Here is a 24,723-nt window from a genome sequence, read left to right on the forward strand (position 1 = left end):
TAGGCCTTTGCGGTCAAGACAGCTCTGCACCAGACGCATGACGCAGTGCACAATTTATTAGGAATTGATGAGAGGACCTAAGCCTGATGCAGAGTTACGAGGACTTTTCTGACCGCGAAAAAGGCCCCGAAAGACTGGCTGCACTCCGCGCCGCTTTGGCCGACGAAGGCCTCGACGGTTTACTGGTGCCGCGTACGGACGAGCATCAGAGCGAGTGTCTGCCCGACTATGCGGAGCGGGTCGCCTGGTTGACCGGCTTCACCGGATCAAATGCCTTTGTGCTGATTTTGCCTGGCGAAGCGCGCGTCTACACCGACGGTCGCTACACACTGCAGGTGAAAAGCCAGACTGACCCGAGCGCGTTCACACCCGACGATATGACAATGATAACGCCGGCTCGGCATTTGGCGTCGCTGGAGCTGACCGGTCGCACGATTGGCTACGACCCATGGCTACACACGATATCCGGGTTCAAAAAGTTTTCTGAAGCGGCTCAAAAGTCTGGCTGCGCGCTGATGCCAACCGCCGATAACCTGATTGATCGCATTAGGACACACACACCGGGGCGACCAATGGCACCGATTGTGCCGCACCCACTGGAATTCGCCGGCCGCACACATGAAGACAAGATCGCGGCAATAGCGGAGGCGGTACGCGGGGCACGATGCGATGCGGTCGTCTTACCGCAGGCCGACGGTGCCGCCTGGACGTTCAACCTTCGCGGTTCGGATGTGCCACACAAACCGATGTTTCTGGCGTTCACGATCGTCGGTTCGGAAGGAAACGCCAGTCTCTTTATCGATCCGGGAAAGCTGACAGACGAGGCAGCTGCCCAGCTACCCGACGTGCAAATCAAAGACATCGCGGATTTTGAGGACGCCTTGAAGGCGCTTGGCGACTCTGGAGCGACAGTCATGGTCGATCCGGGAAACGTCAGCGTGAAAATCGCCGACACGATCACCGATGCCGGTGGCAAGCTCCATCACGCGCCAGACCCCATGGAGCCCCTTCGGGCACGCAAAACCGAAGCGGAACGACAAGGCGCACGCGCAGCGCATGTGCGCGACGGCGCAGCGGTGACCCGTTTTCTCGCTTGGTTTGACAGGGAGGCCTCCAAAGGCGGCCTTGATGAAATCACCGCCGCTGAGAAACTTCTGTCCGAGCGTCGCGCGACCAACCAGCTGAAAGATATAAGCTTTCCGACTATCTCAGGCGCGGGGGCCAACGGCGCCATCGTCCACTACCGGGTCACCAACGAAACCTGCGCGCCGATCGAGCCCGGAACGCTCTACCTTACGGACTCCGGCGCGCAATATCTTGACGGGACCACGGACATCACACGCACGCTCATGGTTGCCGCGGCCAATCCAGAGCATCGCCGTTGCTACACCCTTGTTTTGAAGGGGCATATCGCCGTTGCGCGGGCGCGCTTCCCGAAAGGTACCACTGGTGCCCATCTCGATGCGCTCGCCCGCCAGCATCTATGGGCCGCAGGTCTCGACTATGCCCACGGAACGGGTCATGGCGTTGGAAGTTACCTTGGGGTGCATGAGGGCGTGGCGCGCATCGCCAAGCAAGGAAACACACCGCTCGAGCCGGGCATGTTGCTATCAAACGAACCCGGTTACTACCGCGAAGGTGCTTTCGGCATCCGGCTCGAAAACCTAGTTTTAGTCACCGAACCGGAGGACCTTGGCGGGGATCAGCCGATGATGGGTTTCGAAACCATCACACGCGCGCCCTTCGATACGCGCCTGATTGACACATCGCTGATGAGCAAAGACGAACTTGTCTGGCTCGACGCTTTTCATGCCAGCGTGCTTGCGGATATCGGCCCACAACTCGAGGGTGATGCCTTGGCCTTCCTCGAACGCGCTTGTGCGCCTATCGAACGCCGGACCGGCTAGCAGTAGCGCTCAGGCCCGAACCATTGGCTATCTGAATAACGGTCGCCGTGCGCCCATCCAACCGGCAGCGCATCTTCGATGCGCGCAATGTCTTCGGTCGATAGCGTCAGCGAAGCGCCTGCCACACACTCTTCAAACCGTTGAACGGACCGGGAACCGGGAATCGGGATGATGTGATCGTCCCGAGAAAGAAGCCAAGCAATCGCAAGAGCCGCCGAGGACGTCTCCATCTCCCGGGCCAACGCCTGAAACGCAGCCATCTGCGTGATGTTGGCGCTGTAGTTGGGCTCCATAAAGCGCGGATTTTGCTTCAGAAAGGGAATGGAAGCGATCCGGTCGGGTGCCGCCGGATTGTCTGTGATGAGCGACCGACCAAGCGGAGAGAAAGCGACCAGCGCAACCCCCAGTTCCTTGCAGGCCTGGACCAAACCCAGTTCCGGAGCACGTGTTGAAAGCGAATATTCGTTCTGAACGGCTGCGACCGGGAACACCGCGTGCGCCCGTCGCAAGGTTGATGGGGCGACTTCGGAAAGCCCAATGGCTTTGGCTTTTCCCTTCTTGACGAGGCGGCCAAGGTTCTCAGCTGTTTCCTCGGGAGTAAAGCGAGCATCGCGGCGGTGCGCATAGAACAAATCAACACACTCGATTCCCATCCGTTTAAGGGAGCCATCGAGTTCCGCCTCAAAATGCTCAGCGGAGTTATTGAGCGTTCGGTTGCCGTTTTCATCGCTGCCAATACTGGCTTTCGTAGCGATCACGAACGCGTCGCGGGCGCCGGGGTCGCGCGCGAGGTAAGAGCCGATGGCGCGTTCGGATTTGCCGAGGCCGTAGATGTTGGCCGTATCGATGTGGGTAACGCCCCAGTCCCGGCACGCGTTTAGGATTGCGTGACTTTCGGCTTCATCAGTGGGACCATAAATGTCGGAAAACGACATCGCGCCGTATCCGACACAGCCAATCTCAGGGCCATCTTTGCCAAATTTTCGTTTTTGCATTGCTCTTGCCTAACCAGATGATGGGGCGACACCCACCTTTTCAAACCACCCGTCCTCATCAAGCGTCTCGATGCCGAACTCTTGCGCCTTCTTGAGTTTTGACCCTGCGCCTGGTCCAGCCACCACCAAATCGGTTTTCTTCGACACAGAACCGGATACTTTTGCGCCAAAACGCTCGGCCATAGCCTTGGCCTCATCGCGGGTCATCTTCTCAAGCGAGCCTGTAAACACAACGGTCTTGCCAGCCACAGGACTTTCCTGAACCTCAAAGACCTCATCAAGAACGGTGACCTGTTCAAGAAGCGCGTCGAGGACCTGCTCATTGTGCTCCTCCGCAAAGAAGCCGATCAACGCATTCGCAACAGTCTCACCGATCCCATCGATATCGATCAACTCTGCCCGAGCGTCAGCATCGCCTGACCCCGCGGCAATCATCGCTACGCGGAAATCGGCAAAAGCGCGGTAGTGACGCGCAAGCAGGCGCGCGGTGGTCTCGCCGACGTGGCGCGCCCCAAGCGCAAACAGAAAGCGGGAAAACGGGGCCTTGCGGCGCTCGTTGATCGCGGCCCATAGATTGGAGACGCTGGTCTCTCCCCAGCCATCCCTGTCCCTAAGCTTTTCCTGGCTCCGGCCATCACGCGTTTCCAGCGTGAAGATATCAGCAGCATTGGCGATGCGGCCCTCAGCGTAGAAAGCCTCAATCTGTTTGTCGCCCAGACCTTCGATGTCGAGCGCGTTGCGAGACACGAAATGTTTCAGACGTTCGACCGCCTGAGCCGGGCATATAAGACCTCCTGTACAACGGGTTACGCTGTCTTTCTCGCCTTTTGCATCAATGTCGCGTTCGGCATGGCTTCCGCATGCTGGACATCGTGTTGGGAAGATGAAAGGCCGCGCAGTTGAAGGCCGCTGATCGGGCTCAATATCAACAATTTGCGGGATCACATCACCTGCCCGTTGCACAATGACAGTGTCACCAACCCGCAGGTCGCGACCGTCTCGGATAGGCTGGCCATCGTTGCCGATACCGGCAATGTAGTCCGCATTGTGCAGCGTCGCGTTCGAGACCACGACCCCGCCAACGGTCACCGGGCGAAGCTTTGCAACGGGTGTCAGAGCACCAGTTCGGCCAACCTGAATTTCGATTGCGTCGATTATGGTGATGGCCTGCTCGGCGGGAAACTTGTGCGCAATGGCCCAGCGTGGATTGTTGGACCGAAAGCCAAGCCTCTCTTGATAATCCAGCCGATCGACCTTGTAGACGACGCCGTCGATATCATAGCCAAGCCGCGCGCGTTGTTCCGCAATACCCTCATAGACGGCAATCAGCTCATCGGTGCCATATCCGACCTGCATCATTGGGTTTGTAACGAAGCCTAGTTCTGCCAACCGCTGCACGACCCCACTCTGGGTATCGGCGAGAGGTTCGGAAAGCTCGCCCCACGCGTACGCGAAAAACTTCAGTGGCCTCGATTTGGTGATCTGCGGGTCAAGCTGGCGCAAGGAGCCAGCGGCGGCGTTGCGTGGGTTGGCGAAGACCTTGCCACCATCGGCCTCCATGCGCTTGTTGAGAGCCTGAAACTCACGTGTTGCCATGTAGACTTCGCCGCGCACTTCCAGAATTGAAGGCGCAGTATTTGGAAGACTGATGGGAATGCTGTCGATCGTCCGCGCGTTGCGCGTCACATCTTCACCCACCTGCCCGTCACCACGTGTCGTTGCGTAGCGCAACTGTCCGGCTTCGTAGCGGAGCGATAAGGAGAGCCCATCAATCTTTGGCTCCGCCGTAAACGCTGGCGTCTCCTCTAGTTTCAAAAAGCGTTTGATCCGTTCGACGAAACCGGCGACGTCATCACCCGAAAACGCATTGTCGAGCGACAGCATCGGCCGCACGTGTGTTATCTTTTCGAACTTCTCAGACGGAGCGGCACCTACTTTCTTGGAGGGGCTATCTGGACGGACGAGCGTCGGAAAACGCTCCTCAATGGCCTTGTTGCGGGCTTTGAGCGCATCGTAGTCCGCGTCTGAAATCGCAGGGTCGTCGTTCTGATGATAGGCGGTATCGTACGCAGCTAACTCGCGGGCCAAGGCCTCAAGCTCGGCTTTGGCGTCCGCTTTGCTCAATTCCTCGAGACCCAGCGCCCGAACGTTGGTCATGCGCGCTCACCATGCAGGAGCCTGCCAGCGGCGGCACGGGCTTCGTCAGTCACCTGCGCACCGGAAAGCATACGCGCGACTTCTTCTAGCCGCCCCTGCTCGTCCAAGCGTTCAACGTCGGTCCTTGTACTGTGGGGTGCCCGTACCGCCTTGGAAATAGACAGATGGCCCTTGGCGCGCGCCGCGACCTGCGGCGCGTGCGTGACCGACAGAACCTGCACATTCTCCGCCAATCGCGCCAGACGAATACCGATTGCTTCTGCTACTGCGCCACCGGCCCCGGTATCGATCTCATCGAAAACAAGCGTTGGCGCAGATCCCTTATCTGCAAGCACAACCTTGAGCGCGAGAAGAAACCGGGAGAGTTCTCCGCCCGAAGCCACTTTCATCATGGGGCCGGGTCGCGTCCCAGGATTGGTTTGGACGTGAAAGGCGACCGTATCAAAGCCAGCTGGCATGTGTGCCGTATCGTCTGCGCTAATCTCCACCATGAAGCGCGCTTGGCCAAGTTTCAGATCAGGCAATTCAGCCTGAACTGCATCGCCAAGATGACCCGCAGCGCGATGCCGAGCCTCGGAAAGCTGCCGGGCGCATGCGAAATAGCTGGCCTCCGCAGCCGCCAGTTCGCTCTCTAACGCCTCAAGCCGGCCTGCTCCTGCGTCAAGTGCCTCAAGCTGATCGGCAAGCACCGCCGCCTTCTCGGGCAGCGCATCGCAGGTCACCTGGTACTTGCGCGCTGCGCCGCGCAACGCAAACAATCGCTCTTCCGTCTCGTTCAACTCCTGCGGATCGAACTGCAAGGCCTGCATGGCACGCTCAATTTCGCCACCGGTATCAGCGAGCGCATCAAGAGACCGGGCAAGCGCTTCAATGATCGGGGCCAGTAATTCTTCGGTTTCAGGTCCCTTACGCTCCAAACGCCTCAAAAGCGAGGCGAGTTCCGGAGACGACGAGCCAGCGCCCGAAACGATCTCGTGCGCTTCGGTGATATCGCTTGCCACTTTCTCTGCCTGCATCATGACAGCGCGGCGCGCGGCCAGCGCGTCCTCCTCGCCTGGTTCAGGAGCCAGTGCGGTTAACTCATCCACGCTAGCGCGCAAATAGTCGGCCTCTCTAGCGGCCTCATCGAGCGCAGCCTTATGGCGGTCACGCACCTCGCGGGCCGCCTTGACAGTGGCATATGCACTCGTCACCTGATCGACCAACCCGCCAAGCCCACCATAGGCGTCGAGCAGCGCCCGGTGCGTCGCCGGGTCGACAAGCGCACGGTCGTCGTGTTGGCCGTGGATTTCCACCAGCGTTGGGCCGAGCCGCTGCAGCAAGCTCATCGTCGCAGGCTGATCATTTATAAAGCCACGCGCACGGCCATCTGACGATTGAACGCGGCGGATGATAAGCTCACCAGCCGCTTCAATTCCTGCGTTATCAAGGATTGCAAAGGCAGGATGGTCCGGAGATAGATCAAAAGCTGCCCTGACTTCGCCGCTTTCGCAGCCAGCTCGGACCAAGCCAGCATCACCACGCGCGCCCAAGACAAGCGCCAAAGCATCGAGCAGGATAGATTTGCCGGCGCCTGTTTCGCCGGTGAGCACCGTCATCCCGCGCTCAAGCTCAAGGTCAAGCCGCTCAATCAGCACAATATCGCGCACCGAAAGAAAACTCAGCATTGAGCGCGCTCACTATCAGAGAAAACTGAGTGCCCGAGTTCGCAACGTCTGGGAGCTGCGAGGAGAGATCGTCAGGCGAGTCGGACGATCACTCGTCCGACAAGATGGTTCACAGGACCGCGCCAGTAAAGCCTTCAAACGCACGCGTGATCCACGATCCGGCGTTCTGCTGAGGTTCAAGCCCGCCGGACTGTAGAAGGGCAAAGGAACGCGCGTACCACTCGCTGTCGGGAAAGTTATGACCCAGGACGGCCGCTGCCGTTTGAGCTTCGGGTATAACACCCATGGTTAGGTAGCTTTCAACGAGGCGATGAAGGGCCTCTTCAACGTGCCGCGTTGTCTGGTATTCCTCCACGACCACCCTGAACCGATTGATGGCACCGATGTAGTTGCGTCGATCAAGGTAAAAGCGCCCAACGCGCATTTCTGACCCAGCAATTTGATCGTAAGCAAACCTTATCTGCGCCTGCGCTGGCTCAACATATTCCGATGTCGGGTAAAGGCGCATCAGATCTTCAAAAGCATTGATTGCGCGCAACGTCTGTTCCTGATCACGGGTAACATCCGGAATCTGATTGTAGTAGGATTGCGCGACGATGAACTGAGCGTAAGCCGCATCTTCGCCGCCGGGATGCAGGGTCGTGTACCGGCGACCGGAATTGACCGCTTCTGGGTACCGTCCAGCGGAAAAGTAGGAAAACGCTCCTAGAACAAGCGAGCGCTTTGCATACTCCGAATAGGGGTGAACCTCTTCAAGCTCATCGAAAGCTGATGCCGCCGTCAGATAGTCGCGGGTTTCCATCAAGGCGAGAGCATCATTGAACATCACGCCGGGCGGACGGGTGTCGTCAACAAAATCAGTCGCATCGCCGATTTCTGTCGATGCGCAGGCCGCTAGCAAGCCGCAAGCGGCGAAAGCAACACTCAATGCTCTTGCCAGATGTACAATCTGCGCCCCCGGCCAGGAAATCATCTGCACACCCATTTCATTCGTCCACATTCATCTAATCAACTGCTACGCAACCCTACGCACGCGCCCAAGGCCGCCACCGTTAGCAGATCAGCGCCATCTCGAGCAGCCCTTGGATAGGCACAGCTGGCCCGATAAAGCAACGTTTGCATAGTGATGTGCCGAGCATCAAACACCCTGTGATCGACCAACTGATCACGGCGAAAACATGGCCAAAACCTCGGCCCACAAACGCGATTTGATCCAGTTATCTGCAGTCGGGCAGGGTTATTGCGCTCGATGGCGGGCGGACCACGTTGTGAGCTAGTTGGTAGACGGTCTGTGGGTCGCCGCAGCGAGGGAGACAGCGACCTCACCGACGTCGCGCGTGCGACCAGCGGTTGCGGGTAGACCCTGCGCATCAACAATCTCAAAAGCTGAGGGATCACTGAAAAGCGCTTTGAGCATCATGAAGTTCAAACCGTGCCCACCTTTGTGGGAACGGTAGCACCCTTCAATCGACAGGCCGGCTAGCGCCAGATCACCAACCGCATCGAGCACCTTGTGCCGTGCAAACTCGTCATTCCAACGCAACCCTTCTGCGTTCATGACACCATCATCAGTCAAAACAACTGCGTTCTCCAAAGACGATCCAAGCGCAAACTTGTTGGCCCACAGCTGCTCAACGTCTTTAAGGAACCCAAAGGTACGAGCCCGCGCGATCTCGCTGCGAAAACCCTCTGCCGTCAAATCGAAGGCGACGCACTGCTGGCCGATGCATGACCCTTCATAATCAATTGAGACCTCAAACCGTGAACCGTCGTAGGGCCGCAGCTCTCCGTAGGCATCGCCCTTCTCAACCCGAACCGGCTTGAGAACGCGTATCATCTTCCGGGAAGCATTCTGGGGGGTAAGACCGACCGCATCAATCGCGTGGACAAAAGCCGCTGAGGAACCATCCATGATGGGAACTTCGGGGCCATCAACTTCGATCAACGCGTTGTCGACACCAAGCGCCCGCAGTGCAGCCAGCAGGTGCTCGACCGTTGAGACAAACGCCCCCTTTGGATCACCAAGAACCGTGCACAGCGCGGTTGCAGAAACCTCTGACCAGCAAGCACGGATTTCGTAGTCGCCCTGCCCGCTTAAACCCGTGCGAAGAAAAATGAGCCCGCTGTTCTCATCAGCCGGATGGATCGTCACTGTTGCAGGTGCTGCGCTGTGCACACCAATGCCCGACAATGAAACCGTATCGGCTACGGTATTTTGGTGGGTGCCAATGCCCGCGGAAGTACCACTTGCCATGCAGCGTGTCCTCAACCCGACTTCATACTTTATAATCCCCCAGATCAGGGATCTCACAAGGACCAGACAAAGCTCTTACGAGTCAGACGCCGCTCCGAAACTGGCGGCACACTATCTGTGTGCTGGTCGCGAAAAAAGTCACGCTTTCTTACGCTGTGTTACACAATTCGCTCAAATAGTAACGAATCCAACCCTCTGAAATTATTTAAGAATTTGTTAATGGGCGCTGAGCCGTCCTGTGGACATCCCAGCGCCGCAACTACCGATCATTCAACCCTTCATCCGCTCTTGCGTCGGAGGAATGCGGGGATGTCCATAGCCTCATCTTCAAGCGGCTGACGGGGAGCCGGATTCGGACGACCCAAACCATCATAACCCGGCGATTGAGCAGGATCAGCGGAACGCTGCACGGCCGCCGGGCGAGCTGGGGCTGCAGGTGTAGGCGCAGGTTTGGGAGCCGCAGATGCGTCCTCCCGCTTGGGCAAACCCACGTTGGCCAGCTTCTTGAGCAAGCCAAGTGCCCCTTTGTCGCCATCACCGACTTCCTGTGAGGATGCTTTGTGCCGGATCTCGTCCTGCACAATCGCTGGGAGTTCTTCGACACGTGGCATGCGCGGCTGAACCTGCACGGGACGCGCCGCACTCGTGCGCGCGACAGCCGGAGGTGCAGGTGGCTCAGACCGCATAGGAGCCGCAGTCTCCGGTGCAGGCGCCGCCTCAATATCGCTTGGCATGTGAGGGACTGGGTTGATGGGCATGATAGACACACCGTCTTGCTCGCTTTCGTGCGCAGTCGGCACAGCCAATTCTCTTTCAATGCGCTCAATCCGCTCAACAGGCGATACTGAGCGGGCCTCGACGGCAGCAGCAGCGGCAACGGCGGCCTCGGCAGCTCGGCTGATCGCCTCAACCTCAAGGACCTCCGCCTCCTCCTCGTGCGACGGCTCAGCTACCTCGTCCTGTGCTTGCGTACGGGTTATCATCGGCACGGCGGGTTGTGTGTTGATTGTCTGACTACGCGGCATCGCATCGACGCCTTCAAGCATATCCACTCCGGTGGCCACGACCGATACACGGATCATGCCTTCGAGGGTCTCGTCGAAGGTCGCCCCAGTGATGATGAGTGCATCTTCATCAACTTCTTCACGAATGCGGTTGGCCGCCTCATCGACCTCAAACAGGCGCAAGTCGTTGCCGCCTGTGATGGAGATCAGCAGACCTTTGGCACCAAGCATGGAAACGTCATCAAGCAGAGGATTGGCAATGGCCGCCTCAGCTGCCTGCAGCGCACGCTTGTCACCGGACGCTTCGCCCGTTCCCATCATCGCCTTGCCCATGCCGCGCATGATTGAGCGAACATCGGCAAAGTCGAGATTGATCAGACCATCCTTCACCATCAGATCGGTAATGCACGCCACCCCGGAAAACAGCACCTGGTCGGCCATGGCGAACGCGTCGGCAAACGTCGTTTTATCATTGGCAATCCGGAACAGGTTCTGGTTCGGGATTGAGATGAGCGTGTCGACCTCTTTTTGCAGATCATCGATGCCCTGATCGGCGATCCGCATGCGGTGGCGACCTTCAAAATGGAACGGTTTGGTGACCACGCCAACGGTCAGAATACCCATTTCTCGCGCCAAGCGAGCAACAACCGGAGCCGCTCCGGTTCCGGTACCGCCACCCATCCCAGCGGTAATGAAAGCCATATGAGCGCCCGACAGGTGATCGGTGATCTCATCGAGGACTTCTTCAGCCGCTGCGCGGCCAATTTCCGGCTGCGCGCCGGCGCCTAAGCCCTCGGTGACGGCAACACCCATCTGAATGATGCGGCTGGCCTTTGAGTTTGTCAGCGCTTGCGCGTCGGTGTTCGCGACGATGAAGTCGACACCCTCCAAGCCAGACTCGATCATGTTGTTGACCGCGTTTCCGCCGGCACCGCCGCAGCCAAAGACCACAATCTTCGGCTTCATTTCATGGATGTCAGGAGCTTCCAACTGAATAGGCATGGGACCCTCTTTCATTCTTCCTTAGACGCGGCGCACAATGGGAAGTCTTGTGGAGCCAGATGTGGTGTCACAACGTGACGGGTTGGGGATAGCCGCAAAGCGGTTGTGCCGAAGGCACAGAGCGTGCGGGTAGGACCGCTTGGGATCGGATCATGAACGGTCGCTCCAAAAGAACGGAGCGAATGATCCCGATCAGCTGTCAAAGTGAGCTTTTTAGCCATTGGCTCACCCTTTCCAGATAGCCGCCCGTACCTGTGGCACGGACAGGAATGATGTGATCACGCGGGACCATGCGAACGCGCTGCGGATAAATCAGCAGCCCTGCGGTCGCGGCAAATGCCGGCCCTTTGGCAGCTTCCGGCAGCCCCTCCACTCCGTAGGGTCGCGCAAGGCGAACGTTGCGAGACAGGATACGACGAGATAGTTCCATCAACCCGTTCAACTGGCTACCACCGCCAGTCAGCACCAGCCGGCGGGCCATGAGCCCACCGAACCCGGCGGCGTTCAAACGATCACGCACCATCTCAAGCGTTTCTTCCACGCGGGGTCGAATGATCCGTGTGAGCGAGGAACGTGGAAGCTGCTGCCCGCCCTCATGGCCGTCGCCGTTTACCGGCGGAACTGTCAGAAGCTCCCCGTCATCAGCTGCGCTTGGAAGCGCCGAGCCATAAAGCGTCTTGAGCCTTTCGGCTTCCTCCGGCTTGGTCGACAGGCCACGCGCCAAATCCATTGTGATGTGATGGCCCCCAACCGGCAGGACATCTCCATGAACGAAGGCTCCGTCGTAGAAGACGCTGATCGCTGTTGTCCCTGCACCAAGGTCGATACAGACCGTTCCAAGCTCCATCTCGTCATCTGAGAGTACGGACAAGCCGCTGGCATGGCCCGCGCTGACATAGCCCTCGATCCCCAAATGAGCATTGTTGATGCAATTTTCGAGATTGCGCAGCGGGCTCATATCAGCGGTCACGATGTGCATGTCGACACCAAGCTCGCCGCCATGCATGCCGCGCGGATCAAGGATCCCGCGCTCACCGTCCAAAGCGAACCCCACCGGCATTGCGTGCAAGATGGCACGGTCCGGTTCGACCGCGTGATCGCTGCCGGCCTTAAGCACCCGGGCAATGTCACCCTCAGCAACGGCATGCCCGTCCAAGGCGACCTTGGCCGCCAAAACCTGAGAACCGATCCGCCCCGCTGTGATCGATACCAAGATCGAATCCAACGTTAGGTCAGCCATCTTTTCTGCCTGGTGAACCGCTTGTCGAATTGATCGCTCGGCACGTTCGAGATCAATCACATAACCAGACTTCAGGCCCTGCGACCGGTAGTGCCCAAAACCAAGCAGTTCCACAGTGTGTGTGCGCTGCCCGCTGATCGGACCATAGCTGTCGTCCTTCGGCTTGAGCCGCGCAATCATGCAGCTGGTCTTCGCCGTTCCGACATCAAGGACCGAAACCACCACCGATTTACGCTGTGGCAACGGTGCCGGCCCGAAGAAATCACCGGGGCGCTTTGCGGGATGATAGCCCATTATGCTCCCCCCTCGCCCACAGAGCCTTGCAAGGCATTGAGGCCCTCATCCGTCAGCCGCACCACCAATTGCTCCGGGCGGCGCAGATCGATGCTGGCGATCGCGCGGTCAAGAATAGCATGCTGACGCATCATGGATTCGAGCTCTGACAGTGCGCGATCAACGCCCGCCTCAGGCAAGTGGACCTGGACCCGGTCACTCATGTGCAGGGTCCAGCGCCGCTCGCCAATAAGTTCGAGCGCCACGACGTCTTCGAGGACATGTGGCCGTTCTGCCAAAGCCGCGAAGAAGTGATCGGTCTTCCGCGGTGCACCCTCGCCAACCACGAGCGGCAACCGCTGGTGGACACCGGCAATTTCATCGGTGATCTCTTGCCCATCAACTGTCACAAGATGAATGCGCCCGCCGACAAGCATCCGGGCAAACGGCTCATGCTCGGTGATGTCCACAAAGATAGCGTCCGGATAGACTTTCCGCACCGACGCGTCCGCCACCCAAGGCAGCGCGAGGACCCGCTCCCTTGCGGCCTCAAGGTCAAACCCTAAAAGTGGGGTTTCCGGCGCAACCGCAAGGTAGTCCAGCACGTCGCCCTGGCGGGTATCGCGAAGACCTTCAATCGTGATCTGCTCAACGCCGAAGCCGAGCGCAACCGTCATCGAGGTCAGGCCCTCTCCAAATGCAGCCCGAGGCTCTGCGGTGCGCTCACCAATGGAGAAGCCAAAAACGACGGTCGGGAGCACGACCAAACTGGCCAGCAAGGCGTTGGGGTGACGCACTGACCTTGCCCAGATGCGCATCCGATGGCCGATGCGCACGGCAGGCTGCAGGAACCTGCGGGCGCGGCCGACGACCGGAAGTGCAAGCAAATCTTCCAAGATCACCGGCGGCATGAGGCATCCTCCACCATCCAGCTAACAAGCTCCTCGAAGGAATGACCCGCATAAGCCGCAATCTCGGGTACCAGCGAGGTCGGCGTCATACCGGGCTGCGTGTTGACCTCAAGGCAGATCAACTCGCCAGTCCCCATTGGCATGTCGTCGAAGCGAAAGTCCGCGCGCGTTACGCCTCTGCAGCCAAGAGCTTGATGAGCCGCAAGCGAGTAGGCTTGTACGCGTGAGTAGATGTCAGAGGGGACCTCGGCAGGCAGAATGTGCTCGGAGCCGCCCTCCGCATATTTGGCGTCGTAATCGTAAAACTGCTGTCCCTGCGTGACGATATCGATGACACCAAGGGCAACATCGCCCATGACGGCGCACGTCAACTCGCGGCCAGCGACGTAGTGCTCGGCCATCAGATCATCGCCATAAGGCCAATCATCTCGAAACAGCTCTTGCGGGGGATGCTCCATATCAGCGGTGACAATCAAAACACCGAAACTGGACCCCTCACAGACTGGCTTGATCACATAGGGTGGGTCCATCACATGCCCGCTAGCCGCCTCGCTGCGGCTCGTCCGCTTGTGTTTGGCAACCGGAACGCCAGACGCCGCCATAACGACCTTCGCACGGTCTTTGTTCATGGCAAGCGCCGACGCCATAACCCCGGAGTGGGTGTAGGGAATTTCAAGCACTTCGAGGATACCCTGTATGGTCCCATCCTCGCCGTAAGGGCCATGAAGCGCGTTAAAGGCGACGTCTGGCTTCAGATCGGTTAATGTTTGTGCAATGTCGCGATCAACATCGACCCGCGACACACGATAGCCGGCGCTCTCCAAGGCGTCGGCACACGGCTCACCGGTTGCCAGGCTGACCGGTCGTTCAGACGACCAGCCACCCATCAACACGGCGACGTGTTTTCCCATACCTTTCAATGCCATGCCCGGTGTCGACACGATCAAGACCTGCTCGATAACCTCATACAGCCCGCAAAGAGGCGGACCGGCTCAAGGCTGGAAGCTAGGCTGGGTTTCGTAAGAAACTCTTAACCGGGTTTGGAAAGCAGCGGTTTACGTTGCGCGTTTGCGATCACGAAATATTTCAGGGCTCGAAATGTGAGATATGCGCCCCGTCCGCGAAGTCGCCAATGCGCTTTACCTCCCAATCGAGAAGCGTTCCGGAGTGCTCGTAAACGCGCTGGCGCACGGTTTCTCCAAGCGTTTCAAGATCGTAGGCTGTCGCATCGCCGGTATTGATCATGAAGTTACAATGCATCGGCGACATTTGCGCACCGCCCACCTTGAACCCACGCAGCCCAGCGGCGTCCACACATTTCCATGCTGAGCCGCCCGGAGGGTTCTTGAAGGTCGAGCCGGAGGTCCGTTCCTTGATGGGCTGGTTCGTCTCGCGGTGCTCCTGGACAGCCTTCATCGCCGCCTCGATCTCGGCTCGGGGCGCGGGTTCACCCTCGAACGTAGCCGAAACAAAGATGAGATCTTTCGCTGCTTGCGAGTTGCGGTAGCTGAAACCCATATCCGTATGGCTCAGTGTTATAAGCTCCCCGGAACGGGTCACAGCATCGACAGACACAACGCGTTCGGTGGTTTCGACCCCATTGGCTCCAGCGTTCATCCTCAGCGCACCGCCAAGGCCGCCTGGGATACCGTGATAGAAGTGAAACCCGCCAAGCCCAGCATCGAGAGCGGCCGCTGCAAGCCGTTTATCGGCCATCCCCGCTCCTGCCGTTATGCGCATCCCATCTACCGCCACCTCGTTGAAGGGCCGGGCCGTCAGCCGAACGACCGCACCGGGAATGCCTCCATCGCGTATCAGAGAGTTTGAGGCCAGCCCCATGACATGAACGGGCACATCACCTGGCAGCGCCGCCAGAAACAGCTGAAGATCTTCAACGTCTGCGGGAACGAAATAGAGCGCCGCTGGGCCGCCCACACGAAACCAGGTGAAGGGCGCGAGAGGTTGGTTTGTGCGCAGCTTCCCTCGTAAGCGCTGCGTTGCGTCGCCGATACGTGTCAGAAGATCGTCGCCGTCCACCACCGTCATCCAGCCTGTTCGGAGAGTTGCTGGGGCAACGCATTGGCCCATTGCGTGATTGTGCCCGCACCTAGACAAATGACGCTGTCGCCCGCCTCCGCGACGCCAGAGATTGCGTTTGGTAGGTCCTCTGGCCCATCGATCGACGACACGTAACGGTGGCCGTGCGCTCGGATCGCAGCAACCAAATCGTCGCGCGATGCTCCTTCTATGGGCTGCTCTCCGGCCGCGTAGACTGGCGCCACCACAACGCGGTCAGCATCGTTGAAACAGGCGGCAAACTGATCAAACAGACTTTGTAGACGCGTGAAACGGTGTGGCTGAACCACAGCGATGACTTTGCCTGACGTCGCATCGCGCGCTGCTTTCAACACCGCGCTGATCTCAACCGGATGATGACCATAGTCATCGTAGATGTCGACGCCCTTCCAAGTACCGGTATGCGTGAATCTCCGTTTGACCCCGGAAAAGCGTGCCAGCCCCTCACGGATCGCATCATGAGGAATTCCCAAATGATGCGCGACAGCAATACCAGCGGTCGCGTTCAGCAGGTTGTGCAGGCCAGGCATCGGCAGCGAAAGGCCGTTTATGCAGTCGATCTGATCTGAGCCTCGGGCGCGCAGCTCGATCGCAAAATGGGAGCGCGGCCCCTCCATCCGAATGTTGACTGCCCTGACATCGGCTTGCGGGTTCTGCCCATAAGTAATGACGCGCCGATCCTCGATTCTGCCGATCAGGCTTTGAACCTCGGTATGATCGAGGCACATGACCGCAAAACCATAGAACGGCACGTTCTCGACAAATTGCTCGAACGCGGCTCGCACACCTTCGAAGTCGCCATAGTGATCGAGGTGCTCCGCATCGATATTGGTCACCACCGCGACATCGGCGGGAAGCTTGATGAAGGTACCATCGCTTTCATCGGCCTCGACGACCATCCATTCGCCCTCGCCCAGCCTGGCATTTGTCCCGTACGCGTTGATGATTCCGCCATTGATCACGGTCGGATCGAGACCACCAGCATCGAGCAGACTGGCGACGATGGATGTGGTCGTGGTTTTCCCATGCGTTCCGCCAATCGCTATCGCTGATCTGAGCCTCATCAGCTCGGCCAGCATTTCCGCACGTCTTACCACCGGGATGAAGCCTGCGCGCGCGGCCTGAAGCTCGGGGTTGTCTGGCTTGATCGCAGACGACACAACGACAACGGCAGCACCCTCGACATTTTCTGCACCGTGACCGACGGACACAGTGATTTCCATGTCACGCAGCCGTTGGACGTTCGCATTATCGGATATGTCCGAGCCCTGGACAGTATAACCGAGCGTGTTGAGCACCTCGGCGATACCCGACATACCTATCCCTCCAATGCCAACAAAGTGGATTGGTCCGATCTCCTCAGGAAGACGCATTGTCAGACCTCGCGTTGCTGGGTGACGGCTGCGTACGGGGGATGGCTTCGGTCGCACCAGCAACGGCTTGAACTTCGTCAGCCAGCCGCTCGACAGCGTCGGGGCGCCCGGTATTCTTCGCTGCGGCTGCCATGGCAGACAACTCGTCTGCGCCATCATCAACCAACCGCGTCAACAGTTGGGCCAAGCGCACCGGCCCAATGTTCTTCTGAAGGCTCACAATCGCCCCGCCTTCTGCCTCGATACGTTCGGCATTTTTGGCCTGATCATGGTCCAGCGCGTGTGGGTAGGGGACCAGAATGGAAGGGCGGCCAATCGCTGCCAACTCAGCCACAGTCGAAGCGCCCGATCGCGCAATGACCAGGTGGGCGGCAGCCATCCGTGCCGGCATGTCGACAAAGAAAGCACCAAGATCGTTGGGAATACCCATCACTTCATAGGCGTCGCGAACCCGAACCATATCTTCGGGGCGACACTGTTGGATGACACGAACCCGCTGGCGGACAGGCGCATCGCACTGTTCTAAAGCGGCCGGCACCAAGTCCGCGAAGACCCGTGCCCCCTGACTGCCGCCGAACACAAGAAGGTCAAACGGAGCGTCATCTTTTGGTATGCGGTAGGCGGTTTGCGATGCGGCTAGAACATCACCGCGGACGGGGTTGCCCGTGTGGATACGGTCGGCACGGACGCGTTTGGCAATACCATCGGTCTGCACAAAGCTGGTAGCAATGAGCTTAGCGTGCCGCGCCAGAGCGCCGTTTGCCCGGCCCAGAACAGCGTTTTGTTCATGAAGGACGATTGGTATTCCACGCATTCGGGCGGCAACAAGCGGTGGCAGTGTCGGATAGCCGCCAAAACCGACGATGGCGTCAGGGCGCTCTTTGCCCAAAAGCCCAAAGGCTTTTGTAAAGCCCTTACCAAGCGTGATGGCGCCACTTAGCGCCTTGAGTGGTGCACGTGGGGAGAGCGTCGCTGACGGGACAATGTGTGTTCGCCGAGCTGGGAACGAAACACCGTAACGATCAGCACGTTCGTCGGTCATCAGATCGACTGTATGACCGCGTTTCTGTAACGCTTCGCTCAAGGCTTGCGCGGGAAACAGGTGTCCCCCTGTACCCCCAGCGCACAAAATGAAATATGCCATCCGCCGCCTATACGGTCCGCTCGTTGGCTCGGCAAGCGCCCGGCGCCGCGAGCGTCAAGACGAGCGACCTTGCATTGACCACCGCCATGGCGACAGCGTGTGGCCGGTTGAGGGCTGCCCGGTTCGCGTTGCAGGTGTTCGGCGCGTCAATGCGAGCAGGATCCCTGATGTGATGCCAACAGAAAACAGTGAAGAGCCGCCATAGCTCAGAAATGGCAGAGTCATACCCTTGGCCGGCAGAAGCTGTAAGTTCACGCCCATATTGATGGTGGCCTGCATGGCGAGAAGCCCAACCAGGCCGACAATCGTGAAACGACTGAACAGGTCTTCCACTGTCAGCGCGCATCGAACGGCGCGCAGGAAAACAAAAAGGTAGAGTGCGACAATCATCAGGCACACGAGGATACCGAACTCCTCTGCGATCACCGCGAACAGAAAATCGGTGTGGCTGTCGGGAAGATGCTCTTTAACGACGCCCTCCCCAGGCCCCCGCCCGAAAAGTCCTCCCTCCACAAACGAGTCGATGGCTCGGTCTGTCTGGTGGTTGTCACCGCTTTCAGGGTTCAGGAACCGGTCAATCCGGCTCGCCACATGCGGAATGAAGACGTAGGCCGCACCAATACCCGAGAGGGCAAGCGAACCAAGCACTCCGATCCAAACCCAGCTCATGCCGGCTACGAAGAACAGCAAGCCCCAGACACCTGTAACGAGAACAGTCTGGCCAATATCCGGCTGGGCAATAAGAATGGCACCGGTCAGCACAAAAAGACCTGCCGCCATCAGATTGGCCTTCAGATCTGGCCGCTTCGCATGCTCAGCAAAGAGCCACGCGCACACAACGACGAGCGCGGGTTTGACAAATTCCGATGGTTGCATCTGGAAGAAACCGAGATCGACCCATCGCCGCGAGCCCTTGATCTCAGCACCGAACGCAATTGCAAGCAGCATGCCGCCAATCGCTCCGAAGAACAGCAGGAGGCTGAGCCGGACGATCAACTGCTTGTCCATCATCGACAGGGCCACCATTAAGCCCAGTGTTGGGATGAGGAAAACCAAGTGCTTGTGGACGAAGTGAAACTCATTTGACAAGTTGAGGTCGCGAGCGATTGGCGGACTTGCGGCAAACGACATGACAATGCCGATCGTCAGCAACAGGAGCATTGTCAGCAGCGACACCTTGTCAATCGTCCACCACCAGTCGCCCAGCGGAGAGCGATCGGCGCGCGTTAGTCGATTGGAATCGCTCGCAGGGGAGGACGTGCCAACGTCAGATAACGGCTTGCCTGAAGCCATAGGCGGTACTCACTACACTACACGCTCGCGCTTGCTGCCTCTATCCAGGTTGCAACCGCGCGCTTAAACGCCTCACCACGCGCTTCGAAGGATGCATACTGATCCCATGATGCGCATGCCGGAGATAGCAGGATGGTTGCAGATTGAGCGGCTGTCTCTGCCGCATCGTCCGCCGCCATTTGCACCGCCACATCAACAGTTCCGGCACGGACGAACTCAAGCTTTCCATCCAGGGTCGCCGCGAACCGTTCTTGCGCCTCCCCGACTAGATAAGCTTTGACGATTTGCGGAAACAAACCGTTAAGGGGCTCGATCCCATCACTTTTTGCCTGACCCCCAACGATCCAGTGGATCTTGTCAAAAGAGCTTAAAGCGCGGGCTGCCGCGTCTGCGTTGGTGGCTTTTGAATCGTTCACAAAGCGCATCCCACGCCATGTTGCGACTGGCTCCATTCGGTGGGCGAGCCCCGAAAAGCTGCGCAAGGCCGAAGAAAGCGCGGAAGGTTCTGTTCCAAGCGCCAGCAAACTTGCCGCAGCAGCACACGCATTTTGCGCATTGTGCGAGCCTCGCAGGCTCTCGACGCCTTCGAGGGAAAACAGGCGTTCCACCTCCCCGCTTTGACTACGCATGATTTCGCTTCCCCTGGCGCACAAACCGTCGGGCAAGGACTTCGTCACGCTGATACGGGTCACAGGCTTACCGGCCTTTACGCAACGCTCTGCGATCGCGTCGGACCAGGGATCATCGACCCCGACAATGGCATGCTGCGACGCCGTGACGAGCTTTTCCTTCACTGCCGCGTAGTTTGGCATTGTGCCGTGCCGTGCGAGATGATCCTCGGAGAGGTTAAGGTGGACGCCCACGGTCGGCGCAAGCCCGGGCGCCAGATCGATCTGATAGGACGAACACTCGATCACATAGGTACGCCCCGGCGCGAAAGCTGGCAGCTCCAGAACTGGCACCCCGATATTGCCGCCCATGGCAGCATCAACGTCCAACTCATGCAATGCATGAGCGATGAGGGCAGTCGTGGTCGACTTACCATTGGTGCCAGTTATGGCGATCACCGGCGCATCCGGGGCATCCGCTGCGCGCTGCGCAAAGAAAAGATCGATGTCGCCGAAAATCGGCACGCCGTGCCTATTAGCCAGTACGACGGAGACATGGGGCTCAGGGTGGGTCAGCGGGATGCCCGGCGAGAGAACCAGGCCATCAAGTTCCGACCAACGCATCGCCTCAGGCTTGGTAAGCTCCAGCGCCTCCTGTGCAGCGCGCGAGCGCGCGCCCTCGCCATCATCCCAGCAGACAATAGTCGCTCCAACCTTCTGCAGAGCCAAAGCCGTTGGCAGGCCAGAGCCGCCAAGCCCAACGACCGCCAGCCGCTGTCCGGCGAAGACTGTTGGGGCGATCATCGCAACTTCAGGGTCGAAAGGCCCGCGAGTGCGAGCACAAACGCAATAATCCAAAAGCGGATGACAACCTGCGGTTCGGTCCAGCCAAGCTGCTCAAAATGGTGGTGGATCGGTGCCATACGGAACACGCGCTTACCGGTGAGCTTGAAAGAAGCGACCTGAATGATGACCGAGAGCGCTTCAAGCACGAACAAACCGCCGACGATGGCGAGCACGATCTCATGCTTGGTCGCCACCGCGATGGCGCCCAACATGCCGCCGAGCGCCAGTGAACCTGTGTCACCCATGAATATCTGAGCCGGGGGGGCATTGAACCACAGAAAGCCGAGCGATGCGCCAATCACCGCGCCACAAAGGACCGCAAGTTCGCCCGTTCCCGGCGTAAAATGGATCTGCAAATAGTCCGAGAAGATGGCGTTACCAGCAAGATAAGCGATCAGACCAAACGTTGCCGCCGCAATCATCACAGGAACAATCGCCAAACCGTCAAGCCCATCCGTCAGATTGACGGCATTACCGGCGCCGACGATGACCACAGCCCCAAAAAGGATGAAAAACCAGCCCAGATTGATCAGAAGATCCTTGAAGAACGGGAAGGTCAGTTGATTGGCCAGATCGGGAGTGGAGACCACCGACAAAACGTAGACGGCACAAGCGGCAATGACGAACTCCACCACAAGGCGCGCCTTGCCTGAAAACCCGGCGTGCGACTGCTTGGTCACTTTCAAATAGTCATCGTAGAAGCCGATGCCGCCAAAACCCGCCGTTACAAACAAAACCGTCCAGACCAGCGGGCTCGTAAGGTCCGCCCACAGCAAGGTGGAAAACAGGATTCCGAACAGGATCATCAGACCGCCCATGGTGGGCGTTCCCTTTTTGGTCAACAGATGCCCTTCGGGTCCGTCTTCCCGGATCGGCTGGCCCCTGCCCTGCCGGACGCGCAAGGCACGAATGATGGTGGGTCCGAACAAGAAAACGAACAGCATGCCCGTCACTGTCGCCCCGCCGGTGCGAAAGGTTATGTACCGAAAGACGTTGAACAGCGGCACCTGATCGGAGAGTTGCGACAACCAGAAAAACATGACTTTGAAGGTCCTTCCTCGATCGCTCGACGGTCAGGCGCGCTCGGCACTGCTGAAGCGGTCTATGATCTTTTCTACCAGCGGCCCCATCTTGCTGCCCAGCGATCCTTTGACCATGACCGCGTCGCCAGGTGTCAGATCATCAAGCATGGGTTGGGCCAGTTCGTGCGCCGACGCGCCATAGTGACCGCGCATGTCCAAGGGTACAACGCGCCATAACGCCCGCATCAGCGACCCACTGGCAAACACTTTATCAACCTTCGCCGCGACCAACGCCTGCGCCAACCCGGCATGCATCGCCTCCGCCTGCTCTCCAAGCTCCAGCATATCGCCAAGAACAGCGATCCGCCGACCCCGCGGGCCGACTGGCATCCTCGAGAGCACCATCAGGGCCGCTTCGACCGAGGCAGGGTTGGCGTTATAGCTCTCATCCAGAAGCGTGATGGGGTCGCCTGCGGTATCGAGTATGTGTTGCCTGCCGCGACCTTCGGGCTGCTTCATTGAAGCCAGTGCCATTCCGGCCCGGGCCAGATCGATACCAAGAGCTGAGCATGCCGCGAGCACGCCCAGAGAGTTGATCACCAGATGCTCACCTGGCGCGCCAACCTTGTAGGTCAATTCGCGTCCGGTAATGCGTGCATTGACGCTGGAACAGTGAGGTAACAGCGCAACTTGAAGCAACTCAGCATCAAGACCAGCGCCGTGTCCAAACGTCAGAACTTGATCCGCGCCACAGCCCTTCGCACGGTCGATAAGCAGTTGCGACAGGTCAAGGTCACCATGAAGAACGGCAATCCCGCCATTCTCAAAACCTTCAAAGATGTCTGACTTTTCGCGCGCGATCGCTTCCAGCGAGCCGAGGTTTTCCAGATGAACCGCCGCAACGGTTGTGATCATTGCCAGGTCGGGTCGCACCAATCGCGACAGCGGAGCTATCTCACCGCGGGCATTCATTCCGATCTCAAAGACACCAAAATCAGCGTCGCGGGGCATCCTGCACAAGGTGAGCGGCACGCCCCAATGATTGTTGAAGCTCTTGACGGGTGCGTGGGTAACGCCAAAACCCGATAAGATGAGCCGAAAGGTCTCCTTGGTAGACGTTTTTCCAACAGAACCGGTTATCGCAAGGATACGCGCCTTGGTCCTTTCCCGTGCGGCGCGAGCCAGCGCGACCATACCATCGTAGGCGTCCGGAACGATGACCAAACCGCCACGAGGCGTTTCAATATCCGACGCTTTCTCGTCCGAGACCAATGCCGCCGACGCGCCCGCTTCAAGTGCTGCAGCCACGAAATCATGGCCATCAAAGCTGTCCCCCTTGATAGCGATGAACAAATCGCCCGGCGCAACCGTCCGGCTATCGATGGAAACACCGGAAACGTCGGATGGCTCACCTTCCAGGCAGCCACCCGTTGCAGCAACAATTTCGTCGATCGTCCAAAGCGCTTGAACCATCACGCGCCCTCCGCAAGCAGGCGCTCGATGACCTCATGATCGGAAAACGGGTGTTTCACCCCGTGAATTTCCTGGCCGGTTTCGTGGCCTTTTCCAGCGACCAGCAGAATATCGCCAGCATTCAACATCGCGATGCCCGCCTGGATCGCATCCCCGCGCTCGCCAATTTCAAGGGCGTCGGGAGCTCCATCAAGGACCGCCTTGCGAATGAGCGCGGGGTCCTCGGTTCTGGGATTGTCATCGGTGATGATGACCGCGTCGGCAAAGTCGGCTGCAGCGGCCCCCATCAAAGGGCGCTTGCCACGGTCGCGATCACCACCAGCGCCCAGGACAATGGTCAGCTGGCCATCTGTGAAGGGACGCAAGGCCTTGAGCGCTTCTTCGACCGCGCCCGGCTTGTGCGCGTAATCGACAAAGACGCGGCCACCGCGCTTGCTTTCACCAACGAACTCGAGCCGTCCGCGCGCCCCCTTGAGGCCTTCCAATGCAGAAAAGACGTGAAGCGGGTCGCAACCCGCACTGATCGCAAGGCCAGCAGCAACCATTGCGTTTGCAACCTGAAACAGGCCGGGTAGCGGCAGTGTGATTGACTGTGTCGTGCCTTCAAAAGTGAAAGAAACCTCCTGCAAAGGCCCAGTCGGTTTCACCGTCTGAACGGATAGATCACCGCGGCCCATCCCGGCCGTCAAAAGGGTCTGGCCGCGCGCTTGCGCGAGCTGCACCATGCGCTCTCCGTAGGCATCGTCCAGCCAGACGACGGCGCGCCCATCCGCCGGCAGCAAGGGGTCAAACAACCGGGCCTTTGCGGCAAAATACTCATCCATGGTAGGATGATAATCGAGATGATCCCTGCCGAGGTTGGTAAACGCCGCCGCCTTTAAAGCGACGCCATCGAGACGCCGCTGGTCGAGGCCATGGGAGGACGCTTCCATGGCCAAATGGGTGACACCGCCATCAGCAAGATCCTTCAACGCCTGGTGTAAGGAAACCGAGTCCGGCGTCGTCAACGCACCGGCCTGCGCCCCCTCGTTGCGGGTGATCCCCAGTGTCCCCATCGCAGCGGCTTCGTGACCGAGAGCCTGAAATAGCTGGCGCGTGAACGCAGCTGTGGAGGTCTTTCCCGAGGTGCCGGTGACCGCGACAATTGTCTGGGGCTGCCGCGCAAAAAAACGGGAGGCAATCAACGCGAAGCTTCGCCGCGCGTCAGCGGCGCGCAATTCTGTGACCCCAGGCGGCAAATCGACTTGCACATCACGGTCAAGCAATATGATGGCTGCGCCATCGATAACGGCTTGCTCGATAAAGTCTTTGCCATGACGCGCTGCCCCTTTGAGGGCCGCAAACAGGAAACCGGGCTGAACCCGGCGGCTGTCGAGCGCCAGACCCGCAACGGCCTGCTTGCCGGAACCTGAGACAATCTCGGTGTCTTTATCGATAAGCGCATCGAGGCGCGGGGAGCCGGTCATGCCTTGCGAAAT

18 protein-coding genes are annotated in these 24,723 nt (G+C 58.9%); 1 reads left to right on the forward strand and 17 read right to left on the reverse strand.

All coding sequences use genetic code 11. From position 1 onward, the window contains the following. Positions 1-86 precede the first annotated feature (86 nt). Positions 87-1,907: an aminopeptidase P family protein gene (locus tag AAF739_15140; protein MEM6384006.1), complete on the forward strand. Its 1,821-nt coding sequence runs from the start codon at positions 87-89 to the stop codon at positions 1,905-1,907. On the opposite strand, the gene AAF739_15145 is transcribed toward AAF739_15140, so the two are convergent. From AAF739_15145 to AAF739_15225, 17 genes are all read right to left on the reverse strand, one after another. Beyond that, on the reverse strand, positions 1,904-2,902 hold the full coding sequence (locus AAF739_15145; protein MEM6384007.1) for an aldo/keto reductase: 999 nt from the start codon (positions 2,900-2,902) through the stop codon (positions 1,904-1,906). The genes AAF739_15140 and AAF739_15145 overlap by 4 nt on opposite strands. 9 nt (positions 2,903-2,911) lie before the next feature. Then, positions 2,912-5,059 (reverse strand): NAD-dependent DNA ligase LigA, encoded by a 2,148-nt coding sequence (gene ligA, locus AAF739_15150; GenBank protein ID MEM6384008.1) that lies wholly within the window; start codon positions 5,057-5,059, stop codon positions 2,912-2,914. After that, positions 5,056-6,726: a DNA repair protein RecN gene (gene recN / locus AAF739_15155; GenBank protein ID MEM6384009.1), complete on the reverse strand. Its 1,671-nt coding sequence runs from the start codon at positions 6,724-6,726 to the stop codon at positions 5,056-5,058. Before recN ends, ligA begins: the two co-directional genes overlap by 4 nt. A 109-nt stretch (positions 6,727-6,835) precedes the next feature. Beyond that, the gene (locus AAF739_15160; GenBank protein ID MEM6384010.1) at positions 6,836-7,726 is read right to left on the reverse strand and encodes an outer membrane protein assembly factor BamD; all 891 of its coding nucleotides are present in this window, start codon (positions 7,724-7,726) and stop codon (positions 6,836-6,838) included. Between the two features lie 273 nt (positions 7,727-7,999). Next, a complete protein-coding gene (gene lpxC, locus AAF739_15165) occupies positions 8,000-8,980 on the reverse strand; it encodes a UDP-3-O-acyl-N-acetylglucosamine deacetylase (GenBank protein MEM6384011.1) in 981 nt (326 codons plus the stop codon). Between the two features lie 278 nt (positions 8,981-9,258). Continuing rightward, positions 9,259-10,986 (reverse strand): cell division protein FtsZ, encoded by a 1,728-nt coding sequence (gene ftsZ, locus AAF739_15170; protein MEM6384012.1) that lies wholly within the window; start codon positions 10,984-10,986, stop codon positions 9,259-9,261. Positions 10,987-11,185: 199 nt separating this feature from the next. Further along, entirely contained in the window at positions 11,186-12,520 is a 1,335-nt protein-coding gene (gene ftsA / locus AAF739_15175; GenBank protein MEM6384013.1) for a cell division protein FtsA, read from the reverse strand. Further along, on the reverse strand, positions 12,520-13,410 hold the full coding sequence (locus AAF739_15180; protein MEM6384014.1) for an FtsQ-type POTRA domain-containing protein: 891 nt from the start codon (positions 13,408-13,410) through the stop codon (positions 12,520-12,522). Before AAF739_15180 ends, ftsA begins: the two co-directional genes overlap by 1 nt. Next, positions 13,398-14,321 carry a D-alanine--D-alanine ligase gene (locus tag AAF739_15185; protein ID MEM6384015.1) on the reverse strand — a complete coding sequence of 308 codons (924 nt, stop codon included), beginning with the start codon at positions 14,319-14,321 and terminating at the stop codon, positions 13,398-13,400. The genes AAF739_15180 and AAF739_15185 overlap by 13 nt, the downstream gene beginning before the upstream one ends. A gap of 175 nt (positions 14,322-14,496) precedes the next feature. After that, positions 14,497-15,456, reverse strand: coding sequence for a UDP-N-acetylmuramate dehydrogenase (murB, locus tag AAF739_15190; protein ID MEM6384016.1), 960 nt, complete (start codon positions 15,454-15,456; stop codon positions 14,497-14,499). Further along, on the reverse strand, positions 15,453-16,859 hold the full coding sequence (murC, locus tag AAF739_15195; protein ID MEM6384017.1) for a UDP-N-acetylmuramate--L-alanine ligase: 1,407 nt from the start codon (positions 16,857-16,859) through the stop codon (positions 15,453-15,455). Before murC ends, murB begins: the two co-directional genes overlap by 4 nt. Continuing rightward, positions 16,846-18,003 (reverse strand): undecaprenyldiphospho-muramoylpentapeptide beta-N-acetylglucosaminyltransferase, encoded by a 1,158-nt coding sequence (murG, locus tag AAF739_15200; protein ID MEM6384018.1) that lies wholly within the window; start codon positions 18,001-18,003, stop codon positions 16,846-16,848. Before murG ends, murC begins: the two co-directional genes overlap by 14 nt. A gap of 54 nt (positions 18,004-18,057) precedes the next feature. Further along, the gene (locus tag AAF739_15205; protein MEM6384019.1) at positions 18,058-19,296 is read right to left on the reverse strand and encodes a putative peptidoglycan glycosyltransferase FtsW; all 1,239 of its coding nucleotides are present in this window, start codon (positions 19,294-19,296) and stop codon (positions 18,058-18,060) included. A 17-nt stretch (positions 19,297-19,313) separates the two neighbouring features. Beyond that, positions 19,314-20,708 carry a UDP-N-acetylmuramoyl-L-alanine--D-glutamate ligase gene (gene murD, locus AAF739_15210; GenBank protein MEM6384020.1) on the reverse strand — a complete coding sequence of 465 codons (1,395 nt, stop codon included), beginning with the start codon at positions 20,706-20,708 and terminating at the stop codon, positions 19,314-19,316. Next, on the reverse strand, positions 20,705-21,790 hold the full coding sequence (mraY, locus tag AAF739_15215; protein ID MEM6384021.1) for a phospho-N-acetylmuramoyl-pentapeptide-transferase: 1,086 nt from the start codon (positions 21,788-21,790) through the stop codon (positions 20,705-20,707). Before mraY ends, murD begins: the two co-directional genes overlap by 4 nt. A 33-nt stretch (positions 21,791-21,823) precedes the next feature. Further along, on the reverse strand, positions 21,824-23,245 hold the full coding sequence (locus tag AAF739_15220; GenBank protein ID MEM6384022.1) for a UDP-N-acetylmuramoylalanyl-D-glutamyl-2,6-diaminopimelate--D-alanyl-D-alanine ligase: 1,422 nt from the start codon (positions 23,243-23,245) through the stop codon (positions 21,824-21,826). Then, positions 23,245-24,711: a UDP-N-acetylmuramoyl-L-alanyl-D-glutamate--2,6-diaminopimelate ligase gene (locus AAF739_15225; protein MEM6384023.1), complete on the reverse strand. Its 1,467-nt coding sequence runs from the start codon at positions 24,709-24,711 to the stop codon at positions 23,245-23,247. The genes AAF739_15220 and AAF739_15225 overlap by 1 nt, the downstream gene beginning before the upstream one ends. Positions 24,712-24,723 lie beyond the last annotated feature (12 nt).

This window comes from Pseudomonadota bacterium (genome assembly GCA_039024915.1).
GTDB lineage: Bacteria > Pseudomonadota > Alphaproteobacteria > Rhizobiales > MH13 > MH13.